The sequence below is a fragment of the Actibacterium sp. D185-2 genome, from assembly GCF_054954595.1.
The window spans coordinates 222,172-246,348 of record NZ_JBPWNX010000002.1 but is presented as its reverse complement, the minus strand read 5'-3'; the positions used below and the strand labels follow the sequence as shown (position 1 = coordinate 246,348).

At 65.6% G+C, this 24,177-nt stretch carries 24 protein-coding genes, 2 tRNA genes and 1 riboswitch; of the genes, 5 read left to right on the top strand and 21 right to left on the bottom strand.

From position 1 onward, the window contains the following. Window positions 1–29 precede the first annotated feature (29 nt). Window positions 30–1,376, top strand: a complete 1,347-nt coding sequence (locus ACSR1C_RS04740) for a M48 family metalloprotease (protein ID WP_460258191.1) — start codon at window positions 30–32, stop codon at window positions 1,374–1,376. Between the two features lie 116 nt (window positions 1,377–1,492). After that, entirely contained in the window at window positions 1,493–2,242 is a 750-nt protein-coding gene (locus ACSR1C_RS04735) for a DsbA family protein (protein WP_460258190.1), read from the top strand. A gap of 15 nt (window positions 2,243–2,257) precedes the next feature. On the opposite strand, the gene ispG is transcribed toward ACSR1C_RS04735, so the two are convergent. The 4 genes from ispG to ACSR1C_RS04715 form a co-directional block, all read right to left on the bottom strand. Next, window positions 2,258–3,385: a flavodoxin-dependent (E)-4-hydroxy-3-methylbut-2-enyl-diphosphate synthase gene (ispG, locus tag ACSR1C_RS04730; protein WP_460258189.1), complete on the bottom strand. Its 1,128-nt coding sequence runs from the start codon at window positions 3,383–3,385 to the stop codon at window positions 2,258–2,260. Window positions 3,386–3,459: 74 nt separating this feature from the next. Then, window positions 3,460–4,659 (bottom strand): helix-turn-helix domain-containing protein, encoded by a 1,200-nt coding sequence (locus ACSR1C_RS04725; RefSeq protein WP_460258188.1) that lies wholly within the window; start codon window positions 4,657–4,659, stop codon window positions 3,460–3,462. A gap of 119 nt (window positions 4,660–4,778) precedes the next feature. After that, window positions 4,779–6,002, bottom strand: coding sequence for a 5-aminolevulinate synthase (gene hemA, locus ACSR1C_RS04720; protein WP_460258187.1), 1,224 nt, complete (start codon window positions 6,000–6,002; stop codon window positions 4,779–4,781). A 563-nt stretch (window positions 6,003–6,565) separates the two neighbouring features. After that, window positions 6,566–7,147 carry a 5-aminolevulic acid synthase gene (locus ACSR1C_RS04715; protein WP_460258186.1) on the bottom strand — a complete coding sequence of 194 codons (582 nt, stop codon included), beginning with the start codon at window positions 7,145–7,147 and terminating at the stop codon, window positions 6,566–6,568. Window positions 7,148–7,275: 128 nt separating this feature from the next. Here ACSR1C_RS04715 and ACSR1C_RS04710 point away from each other — a divergent pair, with 128 nt between their 5' ends. Further along, window positions 7,276–8,649 carry a M20/M25/M40 family metallo-hydrolase gene (locus ACSR1C_RS04710; RefSeq protein WP_460258185.1) on the top strand — a complete coding sequence of 458 codons (1,374 nt, stop codon included), beginning with the start codon at window positions 7,276–7,278 and terminating at the stop codon, window positions 8,647–8,649. Between the two features lie 45 nt (window positions 8,650–8,694). Here the strand turns inward: ACSR1C_RS04710 and ACSR1C_RS04705 are convergent, their stop codons facing one another. The 7 genes from ACSR1C_RS04705 to ade form a co-directional block, all read right to left on the bottom strand. Continuing rightward, entirely contained in the window at window positions 8,695–9,309 is a 615-nt protein-coding gene (locus tag ACSR1C_RS04705; RefSeq protein ID WP_460258184.1) for a hypothetical protein, read from the bottom strand. Window positions 9,310–9,508: 199 nt separating this feature from the next. Continuing rightward, a complete protein-coding gene (locus ACSR1C_RS04700) occupies window positions 9,509–9,811 on the bottom strand; it encodes a hypothetical protein (protein ID WP_460258183.1) in 303 nt (100 codons plus the stop codon). A gap of 330 nt (window positions 9,812–10,141) precedes the next feature. Beyond that, entirely contained in the window at window positions 10,142–11,680 is a 1,539-nt protein-coding gene (locus ACSR1C_RS04695) for an alkaline phosphatase D family protein (protein WP_460258182.1), read from the bottom strand. 126 nt (window positions 11,681–11,806) lie between these two features. Continuing rightward, the gene (locus ACSR1C_RS04690) at window positions 11,807–12,028 is read right to left on the bottom strand and encodes an RND transporter (protein WP_460258181.1); all 222 of its coding nucleotides are present in this window, start codon (window positions 12,026–12,028) and stop codon (window positions 11,807–11,809) included. 55 nt (window positions 12,029–12,083) lie between these two features. Further along, window positions 12,084–12,160, bottom strand: a tRNA-Asp gene (locus tag ACSR1C_RS04685). A 31-nt stretch (window positions 12,161–12,191) separates the two neighbouring features. Beyond that, window positions 12,192–12,268, bottom strand: a tRNA-Asp gene (locus tag ACSR1C_RS04680). A gap of 307 nt (window positions 12,269–12,575) precedes the next feature. Then, window positions 12,576–14,276, bottom strand: coding sequence for an adenine deaminase (gene ade, locus ACSR1C_RS04675; protein ID WP_460258180.1), 1,701 nt, complete (start codon window positions 14,274–14,276; stop codon window positions 12,576–12,578). A gap of 150 nt (window positions 14,277–14,426) precedes the next feature. On the opposite strand from ade, the gene ACSR1C_RS04670 reads away from it, so the two are divergent. Beyond that, window positions 14,427–14,795 carry a hypothetical protein gene (locus ACSR1C_RS04670; RefSeq protein ID WP_460258179.1) on the top strand — a complete coding sequence of 123 codons (369 nt, stop codon included), beginning with the start codon at window positions 14,427–14,429 and terminating at the stop codon, window positions 14,793–14,795. A gap of 494 nt (window positions 14,796–15,289) precedes the next feature. Here the strand turns inward: ACSR1C_RS04670 and ACSR1C_RS04665 are convergent, their stop codons facing one another. The 8 genes from ACSR1C_RS04665 to cbiE all read right to left on the bottom strand — a co-directional run bounded on the left by ACSR1C_RS04665 (window position 15,290) and on the right by cbiE (window position 22,003). Then, complete coding sequence (locus ACSR1C_RS04665; RefSeq protein ID WP_460258178.1) at window positions 15,290–15,661, bottom strand: hypothetical protein; 372 nt, start codon at window positions 15,659–15,661, stop codon at window positions 15,290–15,292. A 183-nt stretch (window positions 15,662–15,844) separates the two neighbouring features. Next, a complete protein-coding gene (gene cobF / locus ACSR1C_RS04660; protein ID WP_460258177.1) occupies window positions 15,845–16,597 on the bottom strand; it encodes a precorrin-6A synthase (deacetylating) in 753 nt (250 codons plus the stop codon). Window positions 16,598–16,659: 62 nt separating this feature from the next. Continuing rightward, a complete protein-coding gene (locus ACSR1C_RS04655) occupies window positions 16,660–17,337 on the bottom strand; it encodes an energy-coupling factor ABC transporter permease (protein ID WP_460258176.1) in 678 nt (225 codons plus the stop codon). Window positions 17,338–17,412: 75 nt separating this feature from the next. Continuing rightward, a riboswitch (cobalamin riboswitch) is annotated at window positions 17,413–17,629 on the bottom strand. 16 nt (window positions 17,630–17,645) lie between these two features. After that, entirely contained in the window at window positions 17,646–18,368 is a 723-nt protein-coding gene (gene cobA, locus ACSR1C_RS04650; protein ID WP_460258175.1) for a uroporphyrinogen-III C-methyltransferase, read from the bottom strand. After that, window positions 18,365–19,678 (bottom strand): cobyrinate a,c-diamide synthase, encoded by a 1,314-nt coding sequence (locus ACSR1C_RS04645; protein ID WP_460258174.1) that lies wholly within the window; start codon window positions 19,676–19,678, stop codon window positions 18,365–18,367. The genes cobA and ACSR1C_RS04645 overlap by 4 nt, the downstream gene beginning before the upstream one ends. Continuing rightward, on the bottom strand, window positions 19,675–20,460 hold the full coding sequence (gene cobM / locus ACSR1C_RS04640) for a precorrin-4 C(11)-methyltransferase (RefSeq protein ID WP_460258173.1): 786 nt from the start codon (window positions 20,458–20,460) through the stop codon (window positions 19,675–19,677). The genes ACSR1C_RS04645 and cobM overlap by 4 nt, the downstream gene beginning before the upstream one ends. Then, complete coding sequence (locus ACSR1C_RS04635) at window positions 20,457–20,819, bottom strand: cobalamin biosynthesis protein (RefSeq protein WP_460258172.1); 363 nt, start codon at window positions 20,817–20,819, stop codon at window positions 20,457–20,459. The genes cobM and ACSR1C_RS04635 overlap by 4 nt, the downstream gene beginning before the upstream one ends. Then, window positions 20,816–22,003, bottom strand: coding sequence for a precorrin-6y C5,15-methyltransferase (decarboxylating) subunit CbiE (gene cbiE / locus ACSR1C_RS04630; protein WP_460258171.1), 1,188 nt, complete (start codon window positions 22,001–22,003; stop codon window positions 20,816–20,818). Before cbiE ends, ACSR1C_RS04635 begins: the two co-directional genes overlap by 4 nt. Here cbiE and ACSR1C_RS04625 point away from each other — a divergent pair. Beyond that, window positions 22,002–22,751, top strand: a complete 750-nt coding sequence (locus ACSR1C_RS04625; protein WP_460258170.1) for a cobalt-precorrin-6A reductase — start codon at window positions 22,002–22,004, stop codon at window positions 22,749–22,751. The genes cbiE and ACSR1C_RS04625 overlap by 2 nt on opposite strands. On the opposite strand, the gene cobJ is transcribed toward ACSR1C_RS04625, so the two are convergent. After that, window positions 22,727–23,464: a precorrin-3B C(17)-methyltransferase gene (gene cobJ, locus ACSR1C_RS04620; protein ID WP_460258169.1), complete on the bottom strand. Its 738-nt coding sequence runs from the start codon at window positions 23,462–23,464 to the stop codon at window positions 22,727–22,729. The genes ACSR1C_RS04625 and cobJ overlap by 25 nt on opposite strands. Further along, entirely contained in the window at window positions 23,461–24,177 is a 717-nt protein-coding gene (gene cobI / locus ACSR1C_RS04615) for a precorrin-2 C(20)-methyltransferase (RefSeq protein WP_460258168.1), read from the bottom strand. Before cobI ends, cobJ begins: the two co-directional genes overlap by 4 nt.

Genomic DNA, 24,177 nt, shown 5'->3' with positions numbered 1-24,177 from the left:
GTTTTTTTCAGCGCGAAGGCAGACAGTCAATGGCACACGCCCCGCGCCGGGGCCTGCTGGTGGTTTCCGTCCTCGTGCTGGCATTGGCGCTGACCCCGTCGGGGGCCCGGGCGCAAGGGCTGATCCGCGACGCCGAAATCGAATACGCCCTGCGCCACCTGGCCCAGCCAATGGCCAGCAGCGCCGGGATCAGCCCGTCGCAGTTGCGGGTGCTGGTCATCAATGACGGCTCGCTCAACGCCTTCGTCGTCGACGGGCGCACCATCTTCATCCATTCCGGCCTGCTGCTGAAACTGGAAAGCACCGAACAGGTGCAGGCCGTTATCGCGCATGAGATCGCCCATATCGCCAATGGTCATATCACCCGGCGGCTGGCCAATATACGCGGCGCCAGTTCCGCCGCCGCAATGGGGCTGTTGTTGTCGATTGCCGCCGCCGCCGCCGGTGCGGGCAGCGAGGCCGCCGCCGGACTGGCCATTGGCACCGGATCTTCGGCGCAGCGGCTGCTGTTCGCCCATACCCGGGCCGAGGAATCCTCGGCCGATCAGGCGGGCATCCGCTATATGGCGCGTGCCGGCGCCGATCCGCAGGCGATGGTGCAGGTGCTGGAACTGTTCCGCGGCCAGGAGGCGCTGAATGTCTCGCGCCAGGATCCGTATGTGCGGACCCACCCGCTGACCCGCGACCGGATGCGCGCGATCAAGGGCTTCGCGGCGGCATATGGCGACAAGGCGCGCGCCAATCCGACCGCCGATTACTGGTTCGCACGCGCCCAGGGCAAGCTGGGCGCCTTCCTGCAAAACCCCGCCTATACGCTGCGCCGGGTGGGCAAGGCCGATACCGACGCTGCGGTGATGCGCCGCGCGATCGCCTATCACCGCAAGCCCGACACCAAGGCCGCGCTGCGCGAGATCGACGCGCTGGTGGCCCGGCGCCCGCAGGACGGGTTCGTGCACGAGCTGCGCGGCCAGATCTTGCTGGAATCGCGCAATTTCCCCGCTGCGGTGAATGCCTATGGCCGCGCCGTGCAACTGGCGCCGGGCGAGCCGCTGATCCTGGCCGGCTATGGCCGCGCGCTGCTGGCGCTGAACACGGCAGATGGCAACCGCCGCGCGCTGACGGCGCTGGAAAAGGCGCGCGGGCGCGATCCTTATGACCCACGGATGTTGCGCGATCTGGCCGTGGCCTATGCCCGGGGCGGAAATGACGGCATGGCCTCGATCTGCACCGCGGAACGCTATGCGGTGCTGGGCCGACTGCCCGATGCGGCAGTCCATGCCAAACGCGCCGAAGGGCTGCTGCCGCGCGGATCGCCGGGCTGGCTGCGCGCGCAGGACGTGCTGCGCACCGCCCAGGCCGCCGCCGCCCGGCGCTGAGCCCCCGGGCCGCGACAACTCGTAACGCAAGCGTGTGTGGCGATTGCCGCCCCTGCCCGACTATGAAATAGAAAGAGCAACGCCATGTGCACCGCGACAAAACGGAGAGATCGAACATGACCCGCCCTTTGCTTGCCGGCGCCCTTGTGGCGCTGACCCTGGCCGCCCCGGCGCGTGCCACCGACCTGACCGACATGAGCGATCCGGACCGCGCCGCCTTTCGGGCCGAGGTACGCGCCTATCTGCTGGACAACCCCGAAGTGCTGATGGAGGCGATCGCGGTTCTGGAACAGCGTGAGACCAACAAACAGGCCAACGACGATCTGGCCCTGATCAGCACCAATGCCGACGACATTTTCAGCGACGGTTTTTCGTGGGTAGGCGGCAACCCGGAGGGCGACGTGACCCTGGTGGAATTCACCGATTACCGCTGCACCTATTGCCGCAAGGCGCATAGCGAAGTGGCCGAACTGGTCGAGGGTGACGGCAATATCCGCCTGATCGTCAAGGAATTCCCGATTCTGGGCGAGCAGTCCGAGCTGTCGTCGCGCTTTGCCATCGCCACGCTGCAACTGGCCGGGGCCGACGCCTATAAAAGCGCGCATGACGCGCTGATCACGTTCCGTGGCAATGTCACCGCGAAAAGCCTGGGCAATCTGGCCGACAGGCTGGATCTGGACGGCGACGCGATCATGGCCCGGATGACCCACCCCGAGGTCGATCTGGTGATCCAGTCGAACCGCGCGCTGGCGCAGCGCCTTCAAATCACGGGCACGCCGACCTTCGTGCTGAAGGACCAGATGCTGCGCGGCTATCTGCCGCTGGCGGGGATGCAACAGGTCGTGGCGCAGACCCGGGCCGAATAGCCCGGATTTCCGCGCTTATTCCGCCGCCTGCGATTGGGCCGCCGCGTCAAGCTCGGCGGCCTTTTTCTCGACCTGCTCGACGATATGTTCGATCATCTGCTCGTTGCTCAGCTTGTGGCTCTGCTTGCCGGCCAGATAGACCATGCCCGCCCCCGCACCGCCGCCGGTAAAGCCCACATCGGTCATCAGCGCCTCGCCGGGGCCGTTCACGACACAGCCGATGATGCTCAGGCTCATCGGGGTCTTGATATGCTCCAACCGTTTTTCCAGCGCCTCGACCGTCTTGATCACATCAAACCCTTGCCGCGCGCAGGACGGGCAGGAAATGATATTGACGCCGCGATGCCGCAGGCCCAGCGACTTCAGGATCTCATAGCCGACCTTGACCTCTTCGACCGGATCGGCGGACAACGACACGCGGATCGTGTCACCAATGCCCATCCACAGCAGATTGCCCAGCCCGATCGCCGATTTGATCGTGCCCGACACCAGCCCGCCGGCCTCGGTAATACCCAGATGGATCGGCGCGTCGGTGGCGTCGGCCAGTTGCTGATAGGCGGCCGCCGACAGGAACACGTCGCTGGCCTTCACGCTGATCTTGAACTCATGAAAATCGTTGTCTTCCAGAATGCGGATATGCTCCAGCCCCGACTCGACCATCGCCTCGGGGCAGGGTTCGCCGTATTTTTCCAGCAGATGCTTTTCCAGACTACCCGCATTCACCCCGATCCGGATCGAGCAGCCGTGATCGCGCGCCGCCTTGATCACCTCTTTGACCCGCGCCGCATCGCCGATATTGCCCGGATTGATGCGCAGACAGGCGGCGCCCGCCTCGGCCGATTCGATCGCGCGCTTATAGTGGAAATGAATGTCCGCCACGATCGGCACCGGGCTTTCGGCCACGATTTCGCGCAGCGCGCGCGAACTGTCGGCGTCCGGCACCGAAACGCGCACGATGTCGGCCCCGGCCTCGGCGCAGCGCTGAATCTGCTCAATCGTCGCCTTTACATCCGTGGTCAGCGTGTTGGTCATGGTCTGGACGCTGATCGGTGCGTCGCCGCCCACGGGCACCGGCCCCACATGGATCTGGCGCGATGTGCGGCGATAGATATTGCGCCACGGGCGCACATGGTTGAACGACATTCGCCCTCTCCCAGCCTGACTTCGGTACAGGGGTTAGATAGACCCGCGCCGGTGCCGCGACAACCGGGGTCGCGTCAATCGGCCCCGATCGGCTGCGACAACTGCGCGACCATGCTGGCCAGATCGGGATTCTGCGTCAGATCGGCAATCTGATAGGTCTGCGACAGCGCATCCGCGCCCAGAACCACATTCTTGACCACCGATCCGCCCTCGCCCGCCGGGCCGTAGGCCTGACCGTTCACCGCGAAATACACCGCGCCGGCATAGCCGGTGCGCAGCAGCGGCGGCTCTTCGGTGCGGGGTAGCGCATAGCGTTCCCCCGCATCGAGGATTTTTTCAAGCAAGACACTGCCATCGGCGGCGGACACCCGCACCCAGGCCGGGCGCGTGGCGAACAGGACGATCTCGGGTGCGGTATCGGCAACCACGCGCACCGGCGCGTCGCGATCCTCGGGGGCAGCAGTTTCGGCCGGCGACACCGTGGCGATGCGCGGCGTCTCGGGGATCGCGGCCAGCGCGCTCAGCCCGCCCGGCTCCAGCGTTGCGATCGGCCCGTCGCGGGCGATCATCTCGGGCACGTCCAGCGGTCGCGGGCGATAGAGCCGGTCCAGCGCCTCGGCACTGGGCAGGGCCATGCCGGCGGTTTCGTTGACCGCCAGTTCCATCGCGCCGGCACCCGACAGCGGGTCCACCTCGGCGATCACGCCGGGGGCCTGATCCACCGGGGTCAGCTTCACCTGCTGGATTTCCTTCAATACCGACCAGCCGCCAAAGCCCAGCAGGCCGATCAGCGCCAGCAGCACCAGCGACGAACCGACAGCCCCGGGCTCCAGCCGCGATAGCAGCGCCTCGCCGCGCGGAACGAAACTGGCATTGGGATCGGCCAGCGGGTCGGCGGTGGCGGGTTTGCGCGGCGCACCGGGGGCGGGCTTGGCGGCAGAGGCCGCCTTGTCCATGCCGTGAACGGTGGCGAAATTGCCCTCATGACAGAATTTGCCATAGGCCCATTCGGGCTCCATCCCCAGATAGCGGGCATAGGAACGCACATAGCCGGCGATAAAGCCGGGGGTCTCGAACGCGGTGGGATCGGCGTTTTCGATCGCGGCGATATAGGTCGCCTTGATCTTCAGCTCGCGCTGCACATCGAGAAGAGATTTACCGAGGGTCGCGCGTTCGCCGCGCATGATATCGCCCAGACGCAATTCAAAGGCGTCGAACCCTTTCGGTCCTTGTTCTGCCTCAGCCGCGACCGGCGGCTGTTTGCGCCCGATCATCTGCCCCGCCCCGTGCCTGTCACTGTTCTGTCCCCAGTCAGCCCCGCGATTCTTTTATCCGCGGAACTCTTAAGACATATTTATCACAGAACAAATGCGTTTGCACTCGCAGAAGCGGGTCAGGCAGACAGTTCGGCGCGATTCAGCGCACAATGCGACCACAGCGCGTCCATCGCCTTGACCAAGTGGTCGGTCTCTTTGGGGCCATGCACCGGCGAGGGCGTAAAGCGCAGCCGCTCGGTGCCGCGCGGGACGGTCGGGTAATTGATCGGCTGGACATAGATGCCGTACGTTTCCAACAGCATGTCCGACAGCTTCTTGGTATGGACCGGATCGCCCACGATAACCGGCACGATATGGCTGCCATGGTCGATGATCGGCAGGCCCATCCCCTTGAGCCGCATCTTCAGGATACGCGCCTGCAGCTGGTGCTTGTCGCGCAGCGCCTGATCGGTCTTCAGATGCCGCACCGACGCCGCCGCCCCCGCCGCCACCGCCGGCGGCAGCGAGGTGGTGAAAATGAAGCCCGGCGCATAGGACCGGATCGCGTCGCACATCTTGGCGCTGGCGGCGATATAGCCGCCCATCACACCGTAAGCCTTGGCCAGGGTGCCGTTGATGATGTCGATCCGGTGCATCAGCCCGTCACGCTCGGCCACGCCGGCGCCGCGCGGACCGTACATGCCCACCGCGTGCACCTCGTCGATATAGGTCAGGGCGTTGAATTCGTCGGCCAGGTCCAGAATTTCGGCGACCGGGCCGAAATCGCCATCCATCGAATAGACCGATTCGAAGGCGATCAGCTTGGGCGTGGCGGGGTCGTCGGCCTCCAGCAGCGCGCGCAGATGGGCGACGTCGTTATGGCGGAACACGCGCTTGGCGCCGCCGTTGCGGCGGATGCCCTCGATCATCGAGGCGTGGTTCAGCTCGTCGGAATAGATGATCAGGCCGGGAAAGAATTTGGGCAGGGTCGAAAGCGTGGCGTCGTTGGCGATATAGGCCGAGGTAAAGATCAGCGCGGCCTCTTTGCCATGCAGATCGGCCAGTTCGGCCTCCAGTGCCTTGTGATAGACCGTGGTGCCCGAAATGTTGCGGGTGCCGCCCGATCCGGCGCCAGTGGCGTCGATCGCTTCGTGCATCGCGGCCAGAACCATCGGGTGCTGCCCCATGCCCAGATAGTCATTGCCACACCAGACGGTGATTTCCTTCTCGGATCCATCGGGCCTGCGCCAGACCGCGTGCGGGAAAGCGCCCTTGCGCCGTTCGATGTCGATGAAGGTGCGGTAACGCCCCTCTTCGTGCAGCCGGTTCAGGGCGATATCCAATCCCGCGGTGTAATCCACTAGAAGTCTCCTTCGTCTTTCTCGCGGCCTTTTCGGCCTGTCCCGCCGGGCGCCTATCGTCTGCCGCCCGAACATCCCCTTTTAGACCCAATGCACCCATGCGCCTGTTGCGGCGCCGGGCGGTCTCTGTTCGTGACGGGAGCACGACGATCTTTTTCGGACAGCGGGCCGGGCACGTCAAGTACCGGGCGGGTCCAGATCCTGGCGGCTGGGCGCGGTCGGCGCCCAAAGCGGCCCTGCGGGCCTCCCCCTTCACGCACAACGACCCTCTCCTCCACTTTCGGGCCGCTGAACAGAAACCTCAGCATAAGCGTTCCGTTTCTTGCATATTTATTACAGTCGGGAAACCTAAGAATTGGCACATGTTGTCGCGCCTCGCACTCTTAGCCCCCCTTGCCTTTTTCGTTGCCAGCACCGGCACTTGCATCCTGTTCGGAATAACCGCTGCCATTCCTGCGGCGGTGGAGCGCCGCCCCGCCACCTAAGGCGCGCCGCCCTGGCCTCGCTTTGATTTCGGTCAAGTTTGCGGCCGCACCCCCGGTTTCCGCAACGGCAACCGCCGGTCAGTCCTGCACGACCACGCGGCAATCGCCGATCCCGGCCTCCAGCGCGCATTGGGCCACGGCAGCCTCCGCAGCCCCGTCGCCCTTTGCCACGGCCCATTTCCCGGTCGCGGGCGAAATCGCCAGCGCCTTGGCGCCCCGCCCCTTGCGATAGTCGCTTTGCAACCCGTCCGTCGCCGCCGCCGACAGTTGCAGCATGCGCGGCTCATGGCCTTCGGGCAGGATTTCCGACACGATCACGCAGGGGTCCGATCCGTCCTTGCGGCGCGCGTCGCAGCCGGCCAGGGCGGCGGTGCGGGCATTGTCCAGATCGTGGAAATTGGCGGCGGCCAGGGTCGCCTCGGACATCAGCCCCTCGCTGGGCGAAATCGCGACCGCGCCGTAATAGGGCTGCGTCGCGGCCACCTGCTTGATCAGCGCCATGTCGGCGTCGCTGAGGGTGGCCTGCGGCACCATCCGTGCCGACGACGTGGTCGCGTCGAACATTTCCTTGCGGGCGGCCTTGCCGCCCAACGGCGGTTCGGCCAGCGCCGCCCCCGCCCCGCCGGCGGCCAGAAGAGCAATCAGAAACAACCCGCGCATTGGCATCCCCCACATATCGGTGTCAGGCTGAAACTAGCGTGGCGCGCGCGGCTGTTCCACCCCCTCTGGACAGTCGCCCCGCGCCTGCTAGGCTCCGCCCCGAAATCCCCCCACGCCGGAGATGCGCCATGGCCCTTGATCCCGTTCTTGCCCATATCGACGCCGAGCTGCCGCAGGCGACCGACCGCCTGTTGGCACTGCTGCGGATTCCCTCGATTTCCACCGATCCGGCCTATGCCGCCGATTGCGACCGCGCTGCCGACTGGCTGGTCGCGGAATTGAACAGCATCGGATTCGCCGCCGAAAAGCGCCCGACGCCGGGCCACCCGATGGTGGTCGCCCATGGCGAAGGGCCCGGCCCGCATCTGATGTTCTATGGCCATTACGACGTGCAGCCGGTCGATCCGCTGGCCCTGTGGGACCGCGATCCGTTCGACCCCGAACTGCAGGACAGCCCGCAGGGCAAGGTGATCCGCGGCCGCGGCGCTTCGGACGACAAGGGCCAGTTGATGACCTTCGTCGAGGCCTGCCGCGCCTGGAAGGCGGTGCATGGCGCCCTGCCCGCCAAAATCTCGTTCTTCCTTGAGGGCGAGGAAGAGTCCGGCTCGCCCTCACTGGTACCGTTCATGACCGAAAACGCCGAAGAGCTGAAATCCGACATCGCGCTGATCTGCGACACCGGGTTGTTCGAAAGCAAGACCCCCGCCATCGTCACCATGCTGCGCGGGCTGCTGGGCGAAGAGCTGACCATCACCGGCCCGTCCAAGGATTTGCATTCCGGCATGTATGGCGGCGTTGCGATGAACCCGATCCGGGTGATGGCGCAAATCATTGCCTCTTTGCACGATGAAAACGGCAAGATCACCGTGCCGGGCTTCTATGACGGGGTCACCGAACTGCCCGACGCGGTGCGCGCCCAGTGGCAGGCGCTGGCCTTCGATCATGCCAGGTTCCTGGGCGAGGTCGGGCTGTCGGTGCCTGCGGGCGAGCATGACCGCACCCCGCTGGAAATGATCTGGTCGCGCCCCACCTGCGAAGTGAACGGCATCTGGGGCGGCTATACCGGCGACGGGTTCAAGACCGTGCTGCCAAGCGAGGCCCATGCCAAGATCAGCTTCCGCCTGGTGCCAGGTCAGGACCCGCATGTGATCCGCGAAAATTTCCGCAACCATATCCGCGCCCTGCTGCCCTTCGACTGCGAGGTGGCGTTCCACGGCCACGGCGCGTCAGCCGCGGGGATGATGGAAATCGGCGATCCGGCGTTCGAGAAGGCCCGCGCCGCGCTGAGCGACGAATGGCAGACCCCGGCGGCCTATGTCGGTTGCGGCGGGTCGATTCCGATTGCCGGGTTCTTCAAGGAAATCCTGGGCACCGACGCGATGCTGATCGGCTTTGGCCGGGACGACGACCAGATCCATTCCCCGAACGAGAAATACGACCTGGAATCGTTCCACAAGGGTATCCGCAGCTGGGCCCGGATTCTGGCGGCGCTGGCCGAATAAACATGTGCCCCCTGCCCCGGTCCGGGGCAGGCCCGGCCAGTGCGGTTATCGCAGATCTTCGCCGCCCGCCGTCTGACCGGACAGCCGGATCCATCGGAATGCCATCATCAGCGCGACCATGGCCACAAACAGGCCGGCAAGATCGCCCACGGCGTAGGTGATGAAGACATAAACGCCGTCTTGCGGCAGGATCAGCCCGTTGAACACGATGCTCTGCCCCGTCGAATTGACCAGCGACGCCAACGCGCCGACAAGCAGCATCCGCTTCCAGTCGATCGACCGGCTGTGCCCGGCATAAAGACTGGCACCCAGCAGCCGGAACAGTTCGAACGCAGCAAAGGCCGACATCGCGCCCACCAGAATCGACTGAAACAGCACGGACTGCATGGCCTCGCGGACCGGCGCGGGAGTGAACAGCAGCTCTGACACGAACGCACCGACGCATAATGGCAGCACCGCCTTCCAGCCCCAAAACCAGGTCGCAAGCACCCGAACCCCATGCGGAAGATAGATCAGGCTTGCGAAAACCGTGATATCCGCAAGCACCAGACTTTGGACCGGTGTTATCACGAACGCCGCCATGCCGTGGCACAGGACATAGGCCGCAACGATGAACAGGAAATTGGCGGCGTCGGTCCAGAATTTGCGGTTTTGGATCATTTGGGAATTGTAGGCCGTTTTGTCTGGAATGAATTGCTTTGACCAACGTCAACCGGGCTGGCCCCTGCGTCATAACGTAACGGTACCGAAAATAAACCCGGCAGTGTCGAGATAAAATCGTGAAAAAGGCCGCAATCCTGCGCCCCGCCGCCGTCGCCCGTCCGTGCGGACAGGATTCGCGGGGATCCCTTCGGCGGTTTCAGACGTCGATCATGTCGGGCGTCACGACATAACACTTCGCTTTGGATCCGTCCGCCTTGCAGAGCAGACCACGCTTGAGCAGGGCCCGCAGGGTCCGGTGATAGGTCGCCTGGGCCAGCGAACGCACAAGCTCGTGGCTGCGGATGTCGTCCGACGCAACCACATCCCCCACCTTCCGGGTCAAGTTTCGGGCCGCCAGGAACACATCCTTTTCGGCCTGTGTCAGCGTGTCGATTCCGATATCGCGCTCCATCTCGCGCAACAGCGCCCGAAGCTCGAAAATCGCGTTCATCTTGTCCATTGCATCATGCCCATGATCGGCCTCTTACCCGCCGTTGTCAGCTCCGCCCGGCTACAGGATAACAGTTTCTCAAAAATTATCATATTGACAAAAACGACACCTGACGCGACTGTAGCGTCATTACTTTTTCGAGACGAAGTTCCGTGAGTGGTGGCGTCTTGGCGATCTTTCTTAGCAGTGTATGCCCCGGCAGCCCCTGGCTGCCGGGGTTATTTCTTACATCCTTGAATCCGTCGTTTCCAGCCCCGCATCATCGGCCTGAGATTGGGGCCTGTAGAAACGTCACGGGGCGCCCGGTGGGGACGCCCCGCAATCCGATCAGTGACCCGGTCAGACCAGTTCAGGCTCGATCTCGGTCGACCACAGCAGCGTGTCTGCGCTGTCCAGCAGGCTGACGGTCATCACCCCGGTATCGGCGGCGATATCCACCTTGCCGAAGAACTGATAGCCCATCGACGGCGGCAGGTTCGCGCCCTGCTCCTCGCTCGGGTGCTTGGCATACCGAACCTCGACCCCGAACGTGTTGTCATAATCGTTGGGGCCGAAGGTGCCGGCGTGCAGCGGGCCGGAAACGAATTCCCAGAACGGATCGAAATCCTGAAACTGGGCGCGGTCGGGGCTGTAGTGATGCGCGGCGGTGTAGTGCACATCCGCGGTCAGCCAGACCGTGTTCTTCACCTTGGCGTGCTTGACGAAGGACAGCAGCTCGGCGATGTCCTGCTCGCGACCCAGCGCCGGGCCGTCGCCATTGGCGCCGTTTTCGAAATTGTCGCCGTCGCGCACGATCATGCCGATCGGCATGTCAGACGCGATGACCTTCCAGACCGCCTTGGACGCGGTCATTTCGCGCTTCAGCCAGGCCAGTTGCTCGGCCCCGAGGAAGGGGGCGCCTTCGGGCTGGTTGTTCGCGGTGTTGTCGCCGCGATAGGTGCGCATATCCAGAAAGAAGATATCCATCAGCGGCCCGTAGGACACCTTGCGGTAAACGCGGTGCGGCTCTTCGGTATTCACGCGGATCGGGTACATCTCGTGGAAGGCGCGGGCAGACCGCGCCGCCAGCAGCGCCACCGACTTTTCGCTATAGCGATCGTCAGAGGTCAGGATCTCGTTCGGATACCAGTTGTTCAGCACTTCGTGGTCGTCCCACTGATACAGCACCGGCACCTCGGCGTTGAAGGCGCGCACATTGGCGTCCATCATGTTGTAAAGATACTGGCCACGGAATTCGTCCAGCGTCTCGGCCACTTTGGTCTTGGCCTCGGTCACCACGTTCTTCCAGATCGTGCCGTCCTTCAGCGTCACCTCTTCCTTCAACGGGCCGTCGGCATAGACGGTATCGCCGGAATGGATCATGAAATCGGGTTTGTGGCCCAGCATGGTTTTGTAGGTGGTCATGCCGCCGCGCGATTCGTCGATGCCCCAGCCCTGACCGGCGGTGTCACCCGACCAGACAAAGGAAATGTCGCGCAGGCCCGTGGGCGCGGTGCGGAAGTGGCCGACCACCGGCTCGGACACCGCATTGGCATCGGCCAGATCGGTCATGGTGACGCGGTAAAAGATGTCCTGATCGGACGGCAGCCCGGCCAGCGCCATCTTGCCGGTAAAGTCGGTCGGCGCGCCGATGGTCAGGGGCTGGACCCGCTGCACATTGGCAAAGCTTTCGGTGGTGGACCATTCGATGGCCATGCGGGCCTCGCGGTCGGCACGGGCCCACAGCATGGCACCGTCATGGGCGATATCGCCGGACTGAACGCCGTGGGTCAGGACCGGGCGGCTGGCCGCGCGGCTGAGGGACGGCATGGCAAAAGAGGTGGCAAGGGCCGCCGACCCGACAAGGGCCTGGCGACGGGTGATACGAATGCTTGGCATGGGACGACTCCGCGTTTCGAGGATGAGAACCCGGCCCGGATCGCATAGCCGCATTTCACGGCTGCGTCACCGATGTGACGATATGGTAATCTTATTGCATCGCGCCCGTGACAGCCCGCGCCGGGCTCAGCCCGCCCGATCCCCACGCGTCAGCTTCGCCGCCAGAAACAGCCACGGCGCCCCGTGCAGCAGAAAATCGAACAGATCAATCGGGGCGCTCAGATCGCCCGCCGCCAGCAGGGTCAGCTTTTCCCAGATATGCGGCTCGGGCACATAGGGGGCCAGGCCCAGCGTGGCCACCAGAACCAACAGCAACGGCAGCGGCAAAGCGTCGATGAATCGCAACATGTCTGTCCTTCGGGCGGCGCTGCGCCTGATCTTGTCAGTGGTTCAGGAAAGAAAGTGGCGCGGTTGACGGGGCTCGAACCCGCGACCCCCGGCGTGACAGGCCGGTACTCTAACCAGCTGAGCTACAACCGCGCATCGCACAGGACATATACGGGAAAAGCAGTGGCGCGGTTGACGGGACTCGAACCCGCGACCCCCGGCGTGACAGGCCGGTACTCTAACCAACTGAGCTACAACCGCTCTGCTTTCCCCGGGCTAGGCCCGGCGTGAGGGGGGTTTTAGGCGTGTGGTCCGGCGGCGTCAAGCAGCATAAAAGCCCAAAACCACGTTTTCCTGACCCGTCCCGCGCAAGCGCGGCCAGCGGCGCGATATCCGCCCACCGCACCGGCAGCCTGCGCACCGGCTGGCCACATGCCGCGCCGCGATTATGGGCAGGTTCGGGACAGGCCCCGGCGATGACAGCTGCCGCTGCCCGTCTCATACAGTTTACCCGCAACCACGCATGCAAACGCCGCCATGAGGCATAGCATGTGCAACGATACGCAGATCAGGCGATGATCTCGAATTTCGTGACATCCACCAGCCCCCGGTCGGTGATCTTCAGCGCCGGAATCACCGGCAGCGCCAGAAAGGCCAGTTGCAAGAACGGCTCTTCCAGTACCACGCCCAGCGATTTGGCCGCCGCGCGCAGGGCGACCAGATCGGCCTCGACCTGTTCGAAACTGTTCAGGCTCATCAACCCGGCCACCGGCAGCGCCAGTTCGGCCAACACCTTGCCGCCGTCGGTCACGACAAAGCCGCCCTCGATCTGGCCCAGCCGGTTCGCGGCCAGTGCCATATCGTCGTAATCGGCCCCCACCACCGCGATATTGTGGTGATCGTGACAGACGGTCGAGGCAATCGCGCCGCGCTGCAGGCCAAACCCGCGCACGAAGCCGGTGGCGATATTGCCGTTCTTGCCGTGCCGTTCGATCACCGCGATCTTGATCAGGTCGCGCGCGGGATCGGGGCGCTTGTCGCCATCCGCCACCGCGATCACCTCGTGCAGATGCTCGGTGATGATCTTGCCGGGCAGAATGCCGATCACATCGGTGTCTTCGCGGTTGCCGACCGACCGGAACGCCGCCGCCGTCACCGTCGGTGCCTTGACCGAATGGCGCGCCACCGGGTCGATCAGATCGCGCGCCGCGAATGCCGCATCCTCCACCACCTGCCCGCCGCAGATCACCAGCGCCGCCCGACAATCGGCCAGATCGGGCAGCGCCACGATATCGGCCCGTTTGCCCGGCGCGATCTGGCCGCGATCCTTCAGTCCGAACGCCTCGGCCGCGGACAGGCTGGCCGCGCGATAGGCGGCCAGAACCGGCGTACCCAGCGCGATCAGGGTGCGGATCATGTAGTCCAGATGGCCGTATTCAGCGATGTCCAGCGGATTCCGGTCATCGGTGCACAGACACATATAGGGCGCGGTGCGTTCGGTCAGCACCGGCTGAAGCGCATGCATATCCTTGGAAACAGAGCCTTCGCGGATCAGCACCCGCATCCCTTTTTGCAGCTTTTCCACCGCCTCCTCGGCGGTCGTCGCCTCATGCTCGGTGCGGATACCGGCGGCGATATAGGCGTTCAGATCGCGCCCCGACAGCTGCGGCGCATGGCCGTCGATATGGCGGCCGCGAAACGCCGCCAGCTTGGCCATGGCGCCGGGGTCTTTGTAAATCACACCGGGATAGTTCATGAACTCGGCCAGCCCGATCACCCGCGGATGATCCTTAAGCGCGGCCAGCGCGTCGGCCCCGATCGCCGCCCCCGCCGTTTCCATATCCGTCGAGGGTACGCAGGACGACAGCTGCACCCGGATATCCATCACCGTGCGTGCCGCGGCGTCCAGAAAATAGTCGATCCCCGGCACGCCCACCACATTGGCGATCTCATGCGGGTCGCAGATCGCCGTGGTCACCCCGCGCGGGCACACGCAGCGGTCGAACTCGAACGGCGTCACCAGAGAGCTTTCGATATGCAGATGCGTGTCGATGAAACCGGGCACCAGCGTCAGGCCCGACACATCCACCACCCTGCGCGCCTCGTAATCGGCGCCGATCCCGACGATGGTATCGCCGCAGATCGCCACATCGCCCGCGATCATCGCGCCGGTGACCAGATCGAACACCTGCCCGCCGCGCAGCACCAGATCGGCGGGCGCGGCCCCGCGCCCCTGGTCGATGAGATCGGAAAGGCGCGGGTTGGTCATGGCGGGGCTCCTGCGGTTTCACACAGAGTTGCAGGCACAGGCGGCGGGATCAAGGTGCAGCAGAGGCCCGCGCCGGAAAACCCGGGAACAAGCGACGCGGTACTTCGTTGATACAGCACAATGGAGCAACCGAACGAAAGGAGTTCGACCATGAAACCGATGTTCAAAATGACCGCCCTTTCCTCGATCCTCGCCCTGTCGCTGGGCGGTGCCGCACTGGCACAAAGCAGTGAAGCCGACGAAGGCCCGTTCTTTCCCGACGCCCCCGGCGAATATGCCGGCTATGCCGTGCAGGGCGAACATGGCCAGTTTGTCGGCAACGTGACCCTGTCGGTCATCGACCCCGAAACCGGCGCGTTGGAGCGGATCATGTTCCAGCTGCCCAATGGCAACGAGGTCGAGATGGATGGCGACGACGTCCTTGCGGTCGCCGATGGCGTGGTCACCTTGTCCGTGCCCGAAAGCGCGGTGGACCGTCTGGCCAAAGCGCAACTGACCGAGATCGAGGTCATCAAGTAACGTCCAGTCCCCGACGACCCATCTGGCGGTCGGCCTTCGCGCCGGCCGCCATTTTTACGGCGCGGGGATGTGATGCGAAAACACCGGGGCCTCGATCCGTCCGATCCGGAGGTCAGCTCAGCACTGCAGCCCCCCAACCCAGAACGATCACCACTGCCGAGACAAGAAAAAGGACATATGGTAAATAAAAACCCAGACGCTGATGGGTCCGTTTTCGAGCATAGCAATACCCGCAGTTTTTACCGGAAAGACGCATGCGGTGCCCGCAAAAGTAGCACCTGAAAACGCGGATAGCCAATTCAATATCTCTTTCGTTAAAAATCTATTTTGGGCAACCTCCACAAAAGCCAATCGTCACTGCACGCGGATATTGGCAATATGAACACAATAAGGTGAAAACAGGGCAATTCGCATTAAACCCACAGGCATCAGAGCAAACCCGCTTTTGCATCGCGTTAACGTTTTGTTAACAATTTACCAGCGCCTGTTGACATTCATCGTGTTCGGATCACGGCTGCGGCGAGGCAGATGAAGGCGCTAACGCTTTCAGCGGGTTCGCAGCGCCGGATTGCGATCCCTCTGTATTCATTTAGCTTTTCGAAGACGTTCCCGATCAAGTGTCGCCATTGGCAGGTGTCGCGATCAAGCCCGGCCGGGAAGCGGCGGTTGGATTCGGGCGGGATGAGCGCCTCGATCCCGGTCAGAACCTCACGGAACCAGCTGGCATCGGACGCTCGATCAGCGAGGGACTGGCCGCAGCCCCCTTCGATCAGCGCAGCCGTGCCGCGCAGGTCGTGAGCCTGTCCGGGCAGCAGGCGGAAGCCGATCATGTTTCCGAGTGCGTCGGTCAGAGCGGTGCGGATCAAGGTGCCTCCCATTTGGCAACCATGGATCACTCAACAACCGATTTGGGAAACCTCAAACGACAACAGACCCATGGCGGACTGACGAGGGCGGGGAGCTGACGTTCGCTACACCAGAAGAATGCCCAATGTTCACTCGCGCAATTGGACATACACAGGGACCGCGAAAGGCCGCGGTGCGGCAGGTCAAAGCCACCGTAACAAGTAGGTGTCCATGATCCAGCCATGCTCGGCGCGGGCGGCGGCGCGGCGCGCGACGATGATGTCGCGAATCTCGGCCAAAGGGCCGGACAGGCGGATTTCATTTTCCATTCCGGCGTAGGCCGACCACCAGATATGGAGGCCGTCGGGAGGAAGAGTCCGGAATGCGCCGCCGCTGTCCAGCATCACGACAAGGGTTTCGGCCCCTTCCGGCCAACCGCCTTCGCACAGCTTGCGGCCGGTGGTCACGGTGAAGGTCCCGCCGATGGTGTTCAGCGGGATGGCGTGGCTGGCGGTGAGGGTCTGAATCGCAGTGATACCGGGGACGACGCGGACCTCCAGCGGTATTCGGCTCTTGAGGCGCTCGGCGATCCGCAAGGTACTGTCATAAAGCGACGGATCGCCCCAGACCAGAAAGGCGGCTCTCCCGCCTTCGGGCAGCGCGGCGGTGAGTTCCTCTAGCCAGACGTCGGCGATGGTATCATGCCAGTCTTCGACCCGCCGAAGGTAATCCGGTGTCGCCGGGTCGCGTTCGGGCAAATCGAATTCGTGCAGGCCCGGCCCCGGGGCTTGCAGCACTTGTGCGCAAATCTTCCGCCGCAAACCGGCAAGGTCGTCTTTGCCCTGCCCCTTGTGCGGGATCAGGATGACATCGGCGGCATTCAGCGCCTCGATGGCCTGCAGGGTCAGGTGCTGCGGATTGCCGGCACCGATACCGACGAGGGAGAGCGTGATCATGCGGGCTCCGGCAAGGTGTGCGCCCCCGATACCGGGACCGCACACGTTGGGTTTGGACGGCTTCAGGCCGCGTTGTAGACGCGCGAGGTCAGAAGCGGCGTCTTTGACAGGCCGCGCAGGGCCTTGGCCCCGGCCAGAACGGCCAGGTCGACCAGCGGCTCGACGATCACCACCAGCATATAGGCGCCGCCGAAGGTCAGGACCGAGGTGACGTTTTCAGCCCCGAAACCCTGACCGTAAAGCGCCCAGAAGGCCACCCAGGCCACCACGCCGCCCTGATAGGCCGTTGAAAGGGCCAGCGCCTGGCCGTATTTCAGATCAACATATGCGGTGCCGGGCGCGATGATCCGTTTGGCCAATGTGCCGACCGCATACAGCGGCACCAGCAGGGTGGTCACGTTGATGAAATACTGCGGCAGATCGAACGGGGCAAAGAACACGCCCTGCGCCAGCAGGCCAAGGGCCAAGCCGATCGCGGCAGGGGCCGCGCCGAACAGCAGGAACAGGGTGGAGCCAAGGATGAGGTGCACCTCGGACACGCCCACCGGGTAATGCGGCAGAATTTCAAAGAAGGCAAAGACCAGCACGGTGCTGAGGACGCTGCGCAGGATCAGCGCGGGCACGCCCGACTGGCGAATGGTGTCGATGGACAGTTTCAGCCCATAGGCGGCCGCACCGGCGGCAGTGGCATAGCTCAGCGCCATTTTGGCGCCGACGACAAGTCCGGGTTCGATATGCATTGGTATTTCTCCCTGCCGTCTCACCCGACGGCATTGCAAAGGGGTTGGTCCGGCATGTGCCGGGTCAGGGTTTCGGGGCGCATGCCCCTGACGGCAGGTCTCCTGACTTGCGGGTCTGTGCCGTTCCGGGCCTTCCCAACCCTTGCGGGGTCAGTGGCATTGTCCGGGCAGGCTCGCCGCTTACAGTTGCGGGGGCAGTCACGGGTTTGGCGCCTGATGGCTACACCGCACCGTGTTCCCTTTTCATCCCGGGCGCTTCGCGCCTTTGGGAACCGTCCTGGAAATCTTGTCGGTTTGTCCGGTTGTGGTCAATCCTCCTCTGCCAGCGGGCCATACAAAATAAGTGCCGGGGCATTCCCGCACAGGCCGGGCAAATGCGCTGCAAGGCCCGCAACCGTGTGGCGGCTGAGGGTCTGCGCCGAGGTCGAGATACCTTCGGCCAGCAAGGCGGGGGTGTCCGGCGGCAGCCCCCCGGCGATCAGCCGCTCGGCCAGCGCGGCAAAGGTACGCCTGCCCATATAGACGGCGGTGATGGCGTTGGTATCGGTCAGGGCGGCGGTGTTGATCTCGTCCGGCAAGGCGCCGGTGACGTCATGGCCGGTGATGAACTGCAACCGCCGCGCGGTGACACGCCGGGTCAGGGGGATGGCCGCGGCAGCGGCGGCGGCACTGGCCGAGGTTACGCCGGGAATGACCTCATAGCCGATCCCCGCCGCACGCAGGGCGCAAATCTCCTCTTCCAGCCGCCCGAATATCCCCGCATCCCCCGATTTCAGCCGCACGACGCGCGTGCCGGTTGCAGCATAGTCGACCAGCAATCGGCTGACGTGATCCTGCCGCGGCGACGGGCGGCCCGCGCGTTTGCCCACGCCCACAAGGTCGGCGCCTTCGCGGGCATATTCCAGGATCGGGCCTGCCGACAGATCGTCATAAAGCACGGCATCTGCGTTTTGCAGGCGGTCGACGGCCTTGAGCGTCAGAAGCTCAGGATCGCCGGGGCCGGAAGAGACGAAGCTGACGAACCCGCTCATGTCGCCTCCGCGATCATGTGAAAGAAGGTGCCGGTGGCATGCCCCCTGCCCGAACCGGTCTCGTGCACTTCGGCACCATTGGCGTCGAACACCCGCGCCAGCGGGGCGTCGGGTTGGTCGAGGATGGTGGAATAGTGAAACTCATGCCCGCGCAACCGGGCGCCCGCGGAATGGCCGGGCAAGGGCGCACGAAGCTCGGCAAGCCGGTAGCCCAGGTGCATCTTGCGTTTCTGGTACGATGTCACCAGCCCCAGCAGCCCGGCCATTTCATGGCGCTGTCCCTCCTTGTCGATCAAACCGGCCCCCATCGCCATGTAGCCACCGCATTCACCGTGCACCGGCCGGGTTTCGGCAAAGGCACACAGACCCGCGCGGAACCTCCGGGCGGCGGCAAGGGTGCCGGCGTGCAATTCGGGATAGCCGCCGGGAAGCCAGCAGATATCGGCCTGCGGGTCCGGCGCCTGATCGGCCAAGGGCGAGAAGGGAATGACCTCGGCCCCCGCATTGCGCCAGCTGTCCAGGACATGCGGATAGACGAAGGAAAAGGCGGCGTCGCGTGCCAGCGCGATCCGCTGCCCCGGCGGGCGGATCGGCGGCGGCGTTGCAATCAGGGGTCGGGTCGACCGTGCGGCGGCGCGCAGACGCGGCAGGTCGATATGACCGGCGACAAACCGGGCGGCCTCGGACAGGATATGGTCAAGCGCGTGATGCTCCTGGGCCTGCACAAGACCAAGGTGGCGTTCGGGCATCTCGATACTGGCCCGGCGTGGCAGGGCACCAAGCACCGCGATCCCCGCGTCGCGCATCCCGGCGCGCACCAGCGCCTCGTGCCGCGGGCTGGCCACCCGGTTCAGCACCACGCCCGCCAGCGGCACATCGGCGCGCAGATCGGCAAAGCCGCGCGCCACGGCCGCCGCCGATTGCGCCTGGCCCGAAACGTCGAGCACGAGCACCACAGGCCAGCCGGTCAGCGCGGCGATATCTGCGCTGGCGCCCATGCCGCTTTCGCCCGGGCAGGCGACCCCGTCGAACAGACCCATCGAGCCCTCGGCCAGAACCAGTTCGGCGCCCTCGGCCGCCTGCAGCAGATGCGCCAGCAGCCCCTCGCCCATCGCCCAACTGTCAAGGTTGACCGAACTGCGCCCGGCGGCCGCCCGGTGAAAACCCGGGTCGATATAATCGGGGCCGCTTTTGAAAGGTTGCACCGCCACGCCCTGATCGGCAAAGGCGCGCAGCAGGCCCAGCATCAGCGTCGTCTTGCCCGTGCCTGACGCGGGGGCCGAGATCAGCAGGCCGGGGGGCAGGCTCATTCGCGGCCCTCCGGGAATCTGGGGCTGGTGCCCTGGGGGCGGAACCGGCGGTCGTAATCGCGCGCGTAAAGACAGCTTTCGCCGAACTCCCGCGGGTCCAGCGCCGGGCCGACAAGGATCAGCGCGGTGCGCCCGCGTTCGCCCCCCGTTGCCGCCGCGACGGTGGCAAGCGTGGCGCGCACGATCCGCTGGTCGGGCCAGGTGGCGCGCCAGACCACCGCCACCGGGCAGTCGCCGCCATAGGCCGGGATCAGCCGGGCCACCACATCGTCCAGCACATGCACCGACAGGTGAATGGCCAGCGTCGCGCCGGTGGCCGCGAAGTTTTCCAGCGCCTCCCCCGCAGGCATGGCGCTGGCGCGGCCCGAGGTCCGGGTCAGCACCAGCGATTGTGCCACACCCGGCAGGGTCAACTCGGCCTCCAGCGCGGCGGCGGCGGCGGCAAAAGCCGGGACGCCGGGGGTGATGTCAAAGGGGATGCCTTCGGCGCGCAACCGGCGCAGCTGTTCGCCCATGGCCGACCAGACCGACAGATCGCCCGAATGCAGCCGCGCCACATCCCGCCCGGCGGCATGTGCGGATTTGATCTCGGCGATGATCTCGTCCAGTGACAGCGGCGCGGTGTTCACGATCCGCGCGCCGGGCGGGCAATGCGCAAGCAGTGCCTCGGGCACCAGCGAACCGGCGTAGAGACAGACCGGACAGGCGGCGATCAGGTCGCGCCCGCGCAGGGTGATCAGGTCTGCGGCACCGGGGCCGGCGCCAATGAAATGCACGGTCATCTGTCTGTTCCTTCTGCGATTGCGGCGGTGGCCATGCCATCTGCGGATTGCACACGCGGCCCGATCAGGCGCGCCCCCGGTCCGGCGGCCGCCAGCGCGGCGGCCTCGGCCAGGCTGCCGGTGCCCCAAAGGGCCTTGACGCGCGGCGATTGGCTGAGCGTTGTCTGGCGGGCGAGTTGAGCGGGGAGTACCGACAGAACGGGCAGGCAAAGAGCCTCGGCCAACGCCACCAGGGCCGGTGCAGTTGCCTTGTCGGCGGCGGTGGCCAGCGCATCGGCCCGCCCGCCCGCGCGGTCCACGGCCTCGCGCAACGCAGCCACCGGGGCACCTGCCCGAAATCCGATACCGGCCACTCTCATCTGACCACGCTCCACTGAACGATCGGGCGCGCGCGGTCCCAGCCGCGCATGCGGCCCAGCGGCGCCGCCTCGGCCAGCTCAAAGCGCAGCAACTGGCCGCCCTTGTCCGCGTGCAACTCCGCCAGAAGGGCCTCGGTTTCCAGTGTCACGGAATTGGCGACGATCCGGGTTCCGGCGCGGAGATCGGCCCAAAGCCTGTCGAAAAGGGCGCCATCAGCGCCGCCGCCGATGAACACCGCATCGGGCGCGGGCAGTTCGGCCAGCGCATCGGGCGCGCGGCCTTCCACCACCTCGATCCGATGCGCCACCCCAAAACACTCGGCATTGGCGCGGATGTTGGCGCATCGCCCGGCGCGCGGCTCAAGCGCGATGGCGCGCGCACGCGGCGCGGCCAGCGCCCATTCCACAGCGACCGATCCCGAGCCGCTGCCCATATCCCACAGCAGCTCGCCGGGGCGCGGTGCCAGGGCCGACAGGGTCAGCGCGCGCACCGGGCGTTTGGTGATCTGCCCGTCCGAGGCGAACAGCGCATCCGGCAATCCGCTGGCCCGGGACAGGCCGGACCCGCCGGCACAAGAGATGGCGACCGCCACCGGGGCCACGACCCCGACCAGATCGAAGCCATCCGCCTGCCCCTTGCGGACCCGTTCGCGAACCCCGCCGAGGGCCTCCAGGACATGCAATTCCGAGGCGCCAAAGCCTTTGTCCGTCAACCATGCTGCCAGCGCCCCCGCCGCCGCCCCGTCGCGCAGCAGGCAGATCGCCTGCACGCCGGGGGTCAGCACCGGCACCAGCCGTTCGAACGGCGCGGCATGCAGGCCGAGGCAGACGACCTCTTCCAGCCGCCAGCCCAACCGGGCAGCGGCCAGCGAGAAGGCCGAAGGCGCAGCAAAGCACTGCCATTCCCCGGGCGCCAGATGCGCCGCCAATGATCCGCCCGCGCCGTGCCAGAACGGATCGCCCGAAGCCAGCACCGCCACCTTCCGCCCGCGACACGCCAGCACCGGCGCAACCGAAAAGGGCATCGGCCAGGGCCGCCCGCGTGGCCCTGCCCCGGCCAGTTCCAGATGCCGCGGCCCGCCGAACACGATTTCTGCCCCATCCAGCGCGGCGCGGCTTGCAGGGGATAGCCCGTTCAGGCCATCTTCGCCGATACCGATGATGCTGAGCCAAAGGTCAGACATGCCGCGCATCCTTGTTCTTGGGGGCACAACCGAGGCCAGCGCGCTGGCCCGCGCCCTGGCCAAAGCCGGTGCCGATGCGGTGTTTTCCTATGCCGGGCGCACCCATGCCCCGATGCCCCAGCCGCTGCCCACGCGGGTGGGTGGATTTGGCGGGGTTGCGGGGCTGGTGCGGTTTTTGCGGGAAAATGCGATCACCCATGTCGTTGATGCCACCCACCCGTTTGCCGCGCAGATGAGCACCCATGCGGTGGTGGCCTGCGCCCAAACCGGCGTGGCCCTTTGTGCCCTGGAGCGGGCGCCATGGCAGGCGGGGTCTGGCGACCGCTGGACAAGCGTGCCCGATATCCCCGCCGCCGCGCGGGCCTTGCCCCGCCACCCCGCGCGCGTCTTTCTTTCCATCGGGCGGCAGCATCTGGCGGCCTTCTCTGAACGCCCCGAGCATTTCTATCTGTTGCGGCTGGTCGATCCGCCCGAGACGCCTGTCCCCCTGCCGCGCAACACGGTGGTGATCGCGCGGGGTCCTTTCACAGCCCATGAAGATCGCGCCTTGATGGCGCGCCACGGGATCGAGGCGATTGTCGCCAAGAATGCGGGCGGCAGCGGCGCGCGCGCCAAGCTGGGCGCCGCGCGCATGCTGGGGTTGCCGGTGATCCTGATTGACCGCCCGCCGGTGCCCGCGCGGATGGTGTTTTCTCAGGTGGCCGGGGTTCTGGGTTGGCTCGGTCATTCCACGGACCTCGGGGTATAGATAAAACGGCCCAGCCGCCGGGTTTGCGCGTTGCCGAGGATCACCACGGTGCGCATGTCGGCCATCTCTGCTGTGGCCTCGGCCAGCGTGGTGGTCAGCAGCTGCTCATCGGGTTTGCAAACGTCGCGGGCAAAGGCAATCAGCCGCGCGCCGCCGCATTCCGCGCGCAGGATGTCCAGCGCCTGCCCGAACTGATGCGGACGGGATGCCGAGCGTGGATTGTAGAACGCCATCGCGAAATCGCCCCGCGCGGCCATGCGCAGGCGATGCTCGATCACCGCCCAGGGCTTGAGGTTGTCGCTCAGGTTGATGGCGCAGAAATCATGGCCCAGCGGTGCGCCAAGCCGGGCGGCGGCGGCCAGCATGGCGGTGATGCCGGGCAGGATGCGGATATCCAGATCAAGCCACGCGGGCGGCCCGTTTTCGACAGCCTCGAACAGCGCCGAGGCCATGGCGAAGACCCCGGGATCACCCGAGGAGACGATCACCACCCGGCGGCCGCCGGCGGCCATCCGCAAGGCATGGGCGGCGCGATCCAGCTCGGCCCGGTTGTCCGATCCGTGCAGGGTCAGCCCCTCGCGCGGGAGGATGCGGGCGACATAGGGGAAATAGCCCACGATATCGGTGGCACGTTCCAGCGCGGCCTGCACCTGCGGCGTGATCAACGCATCGTCGCCCGGCCCCAGCCCGGCCACCGCGATCCAGCCGCTCATGGCCGCCGCCCGTTGCCATGGACCACGGCGATGGTGAAATAGGGAACCGGGGCGATCGCGTCGGCCAGACGGCTGATCTTCTGCTCCGGCATGGTGCCGCGCTCTACCAGCCAGGCGTCCTTCAGCCGCCCTGCCCGCGTCAGAGCCCGTTTCAGTTTCGCCAGATTGCGCCCGATCTTCATCACCACCAGCGCGTCGGTGTCGGCGGCGCGGCGGGCCAGATCGTCTTCGGGCAGTGTGGCCATCAGCACGGTCAGCACGTCGTCGCCCCAGGTGATCGGCTGCCCGGTGGCCGTCCAGCAGCCCGACATGCCGGTGATGGCGGGCACGATCTCGATCCGGGTGCGGCCTTGCAGGCGGCTGTGCAGATGCATGAAGGAGCCGTAAAAGAACGGATCCCCCTCGCACAGAACCACCACGTCGCGGTCGCCGGTCATGGTGGCCAGCCGTGTGGTCCAGTCGTCATAGAACGCCGCCAAAAGGCGGTTATATTCGGGATCGGCGAGCGGAATTTCGGTCGTCACCGGATATTCCATGGCATGTTCGATGACCTCGGGATCAAGCATCCCCTCGACAATCTGACGCGCCTGACCGGGACGTCCGGCTTTGCGGAAATAGGCCACATCGCGCGCGGTGCGGATCAGCCGGTCGGCGCGGACGCTCATCAGTTCGGGGTCGCCGGGGCCAAGCCCGACGCAGATCACCCTGCCCAT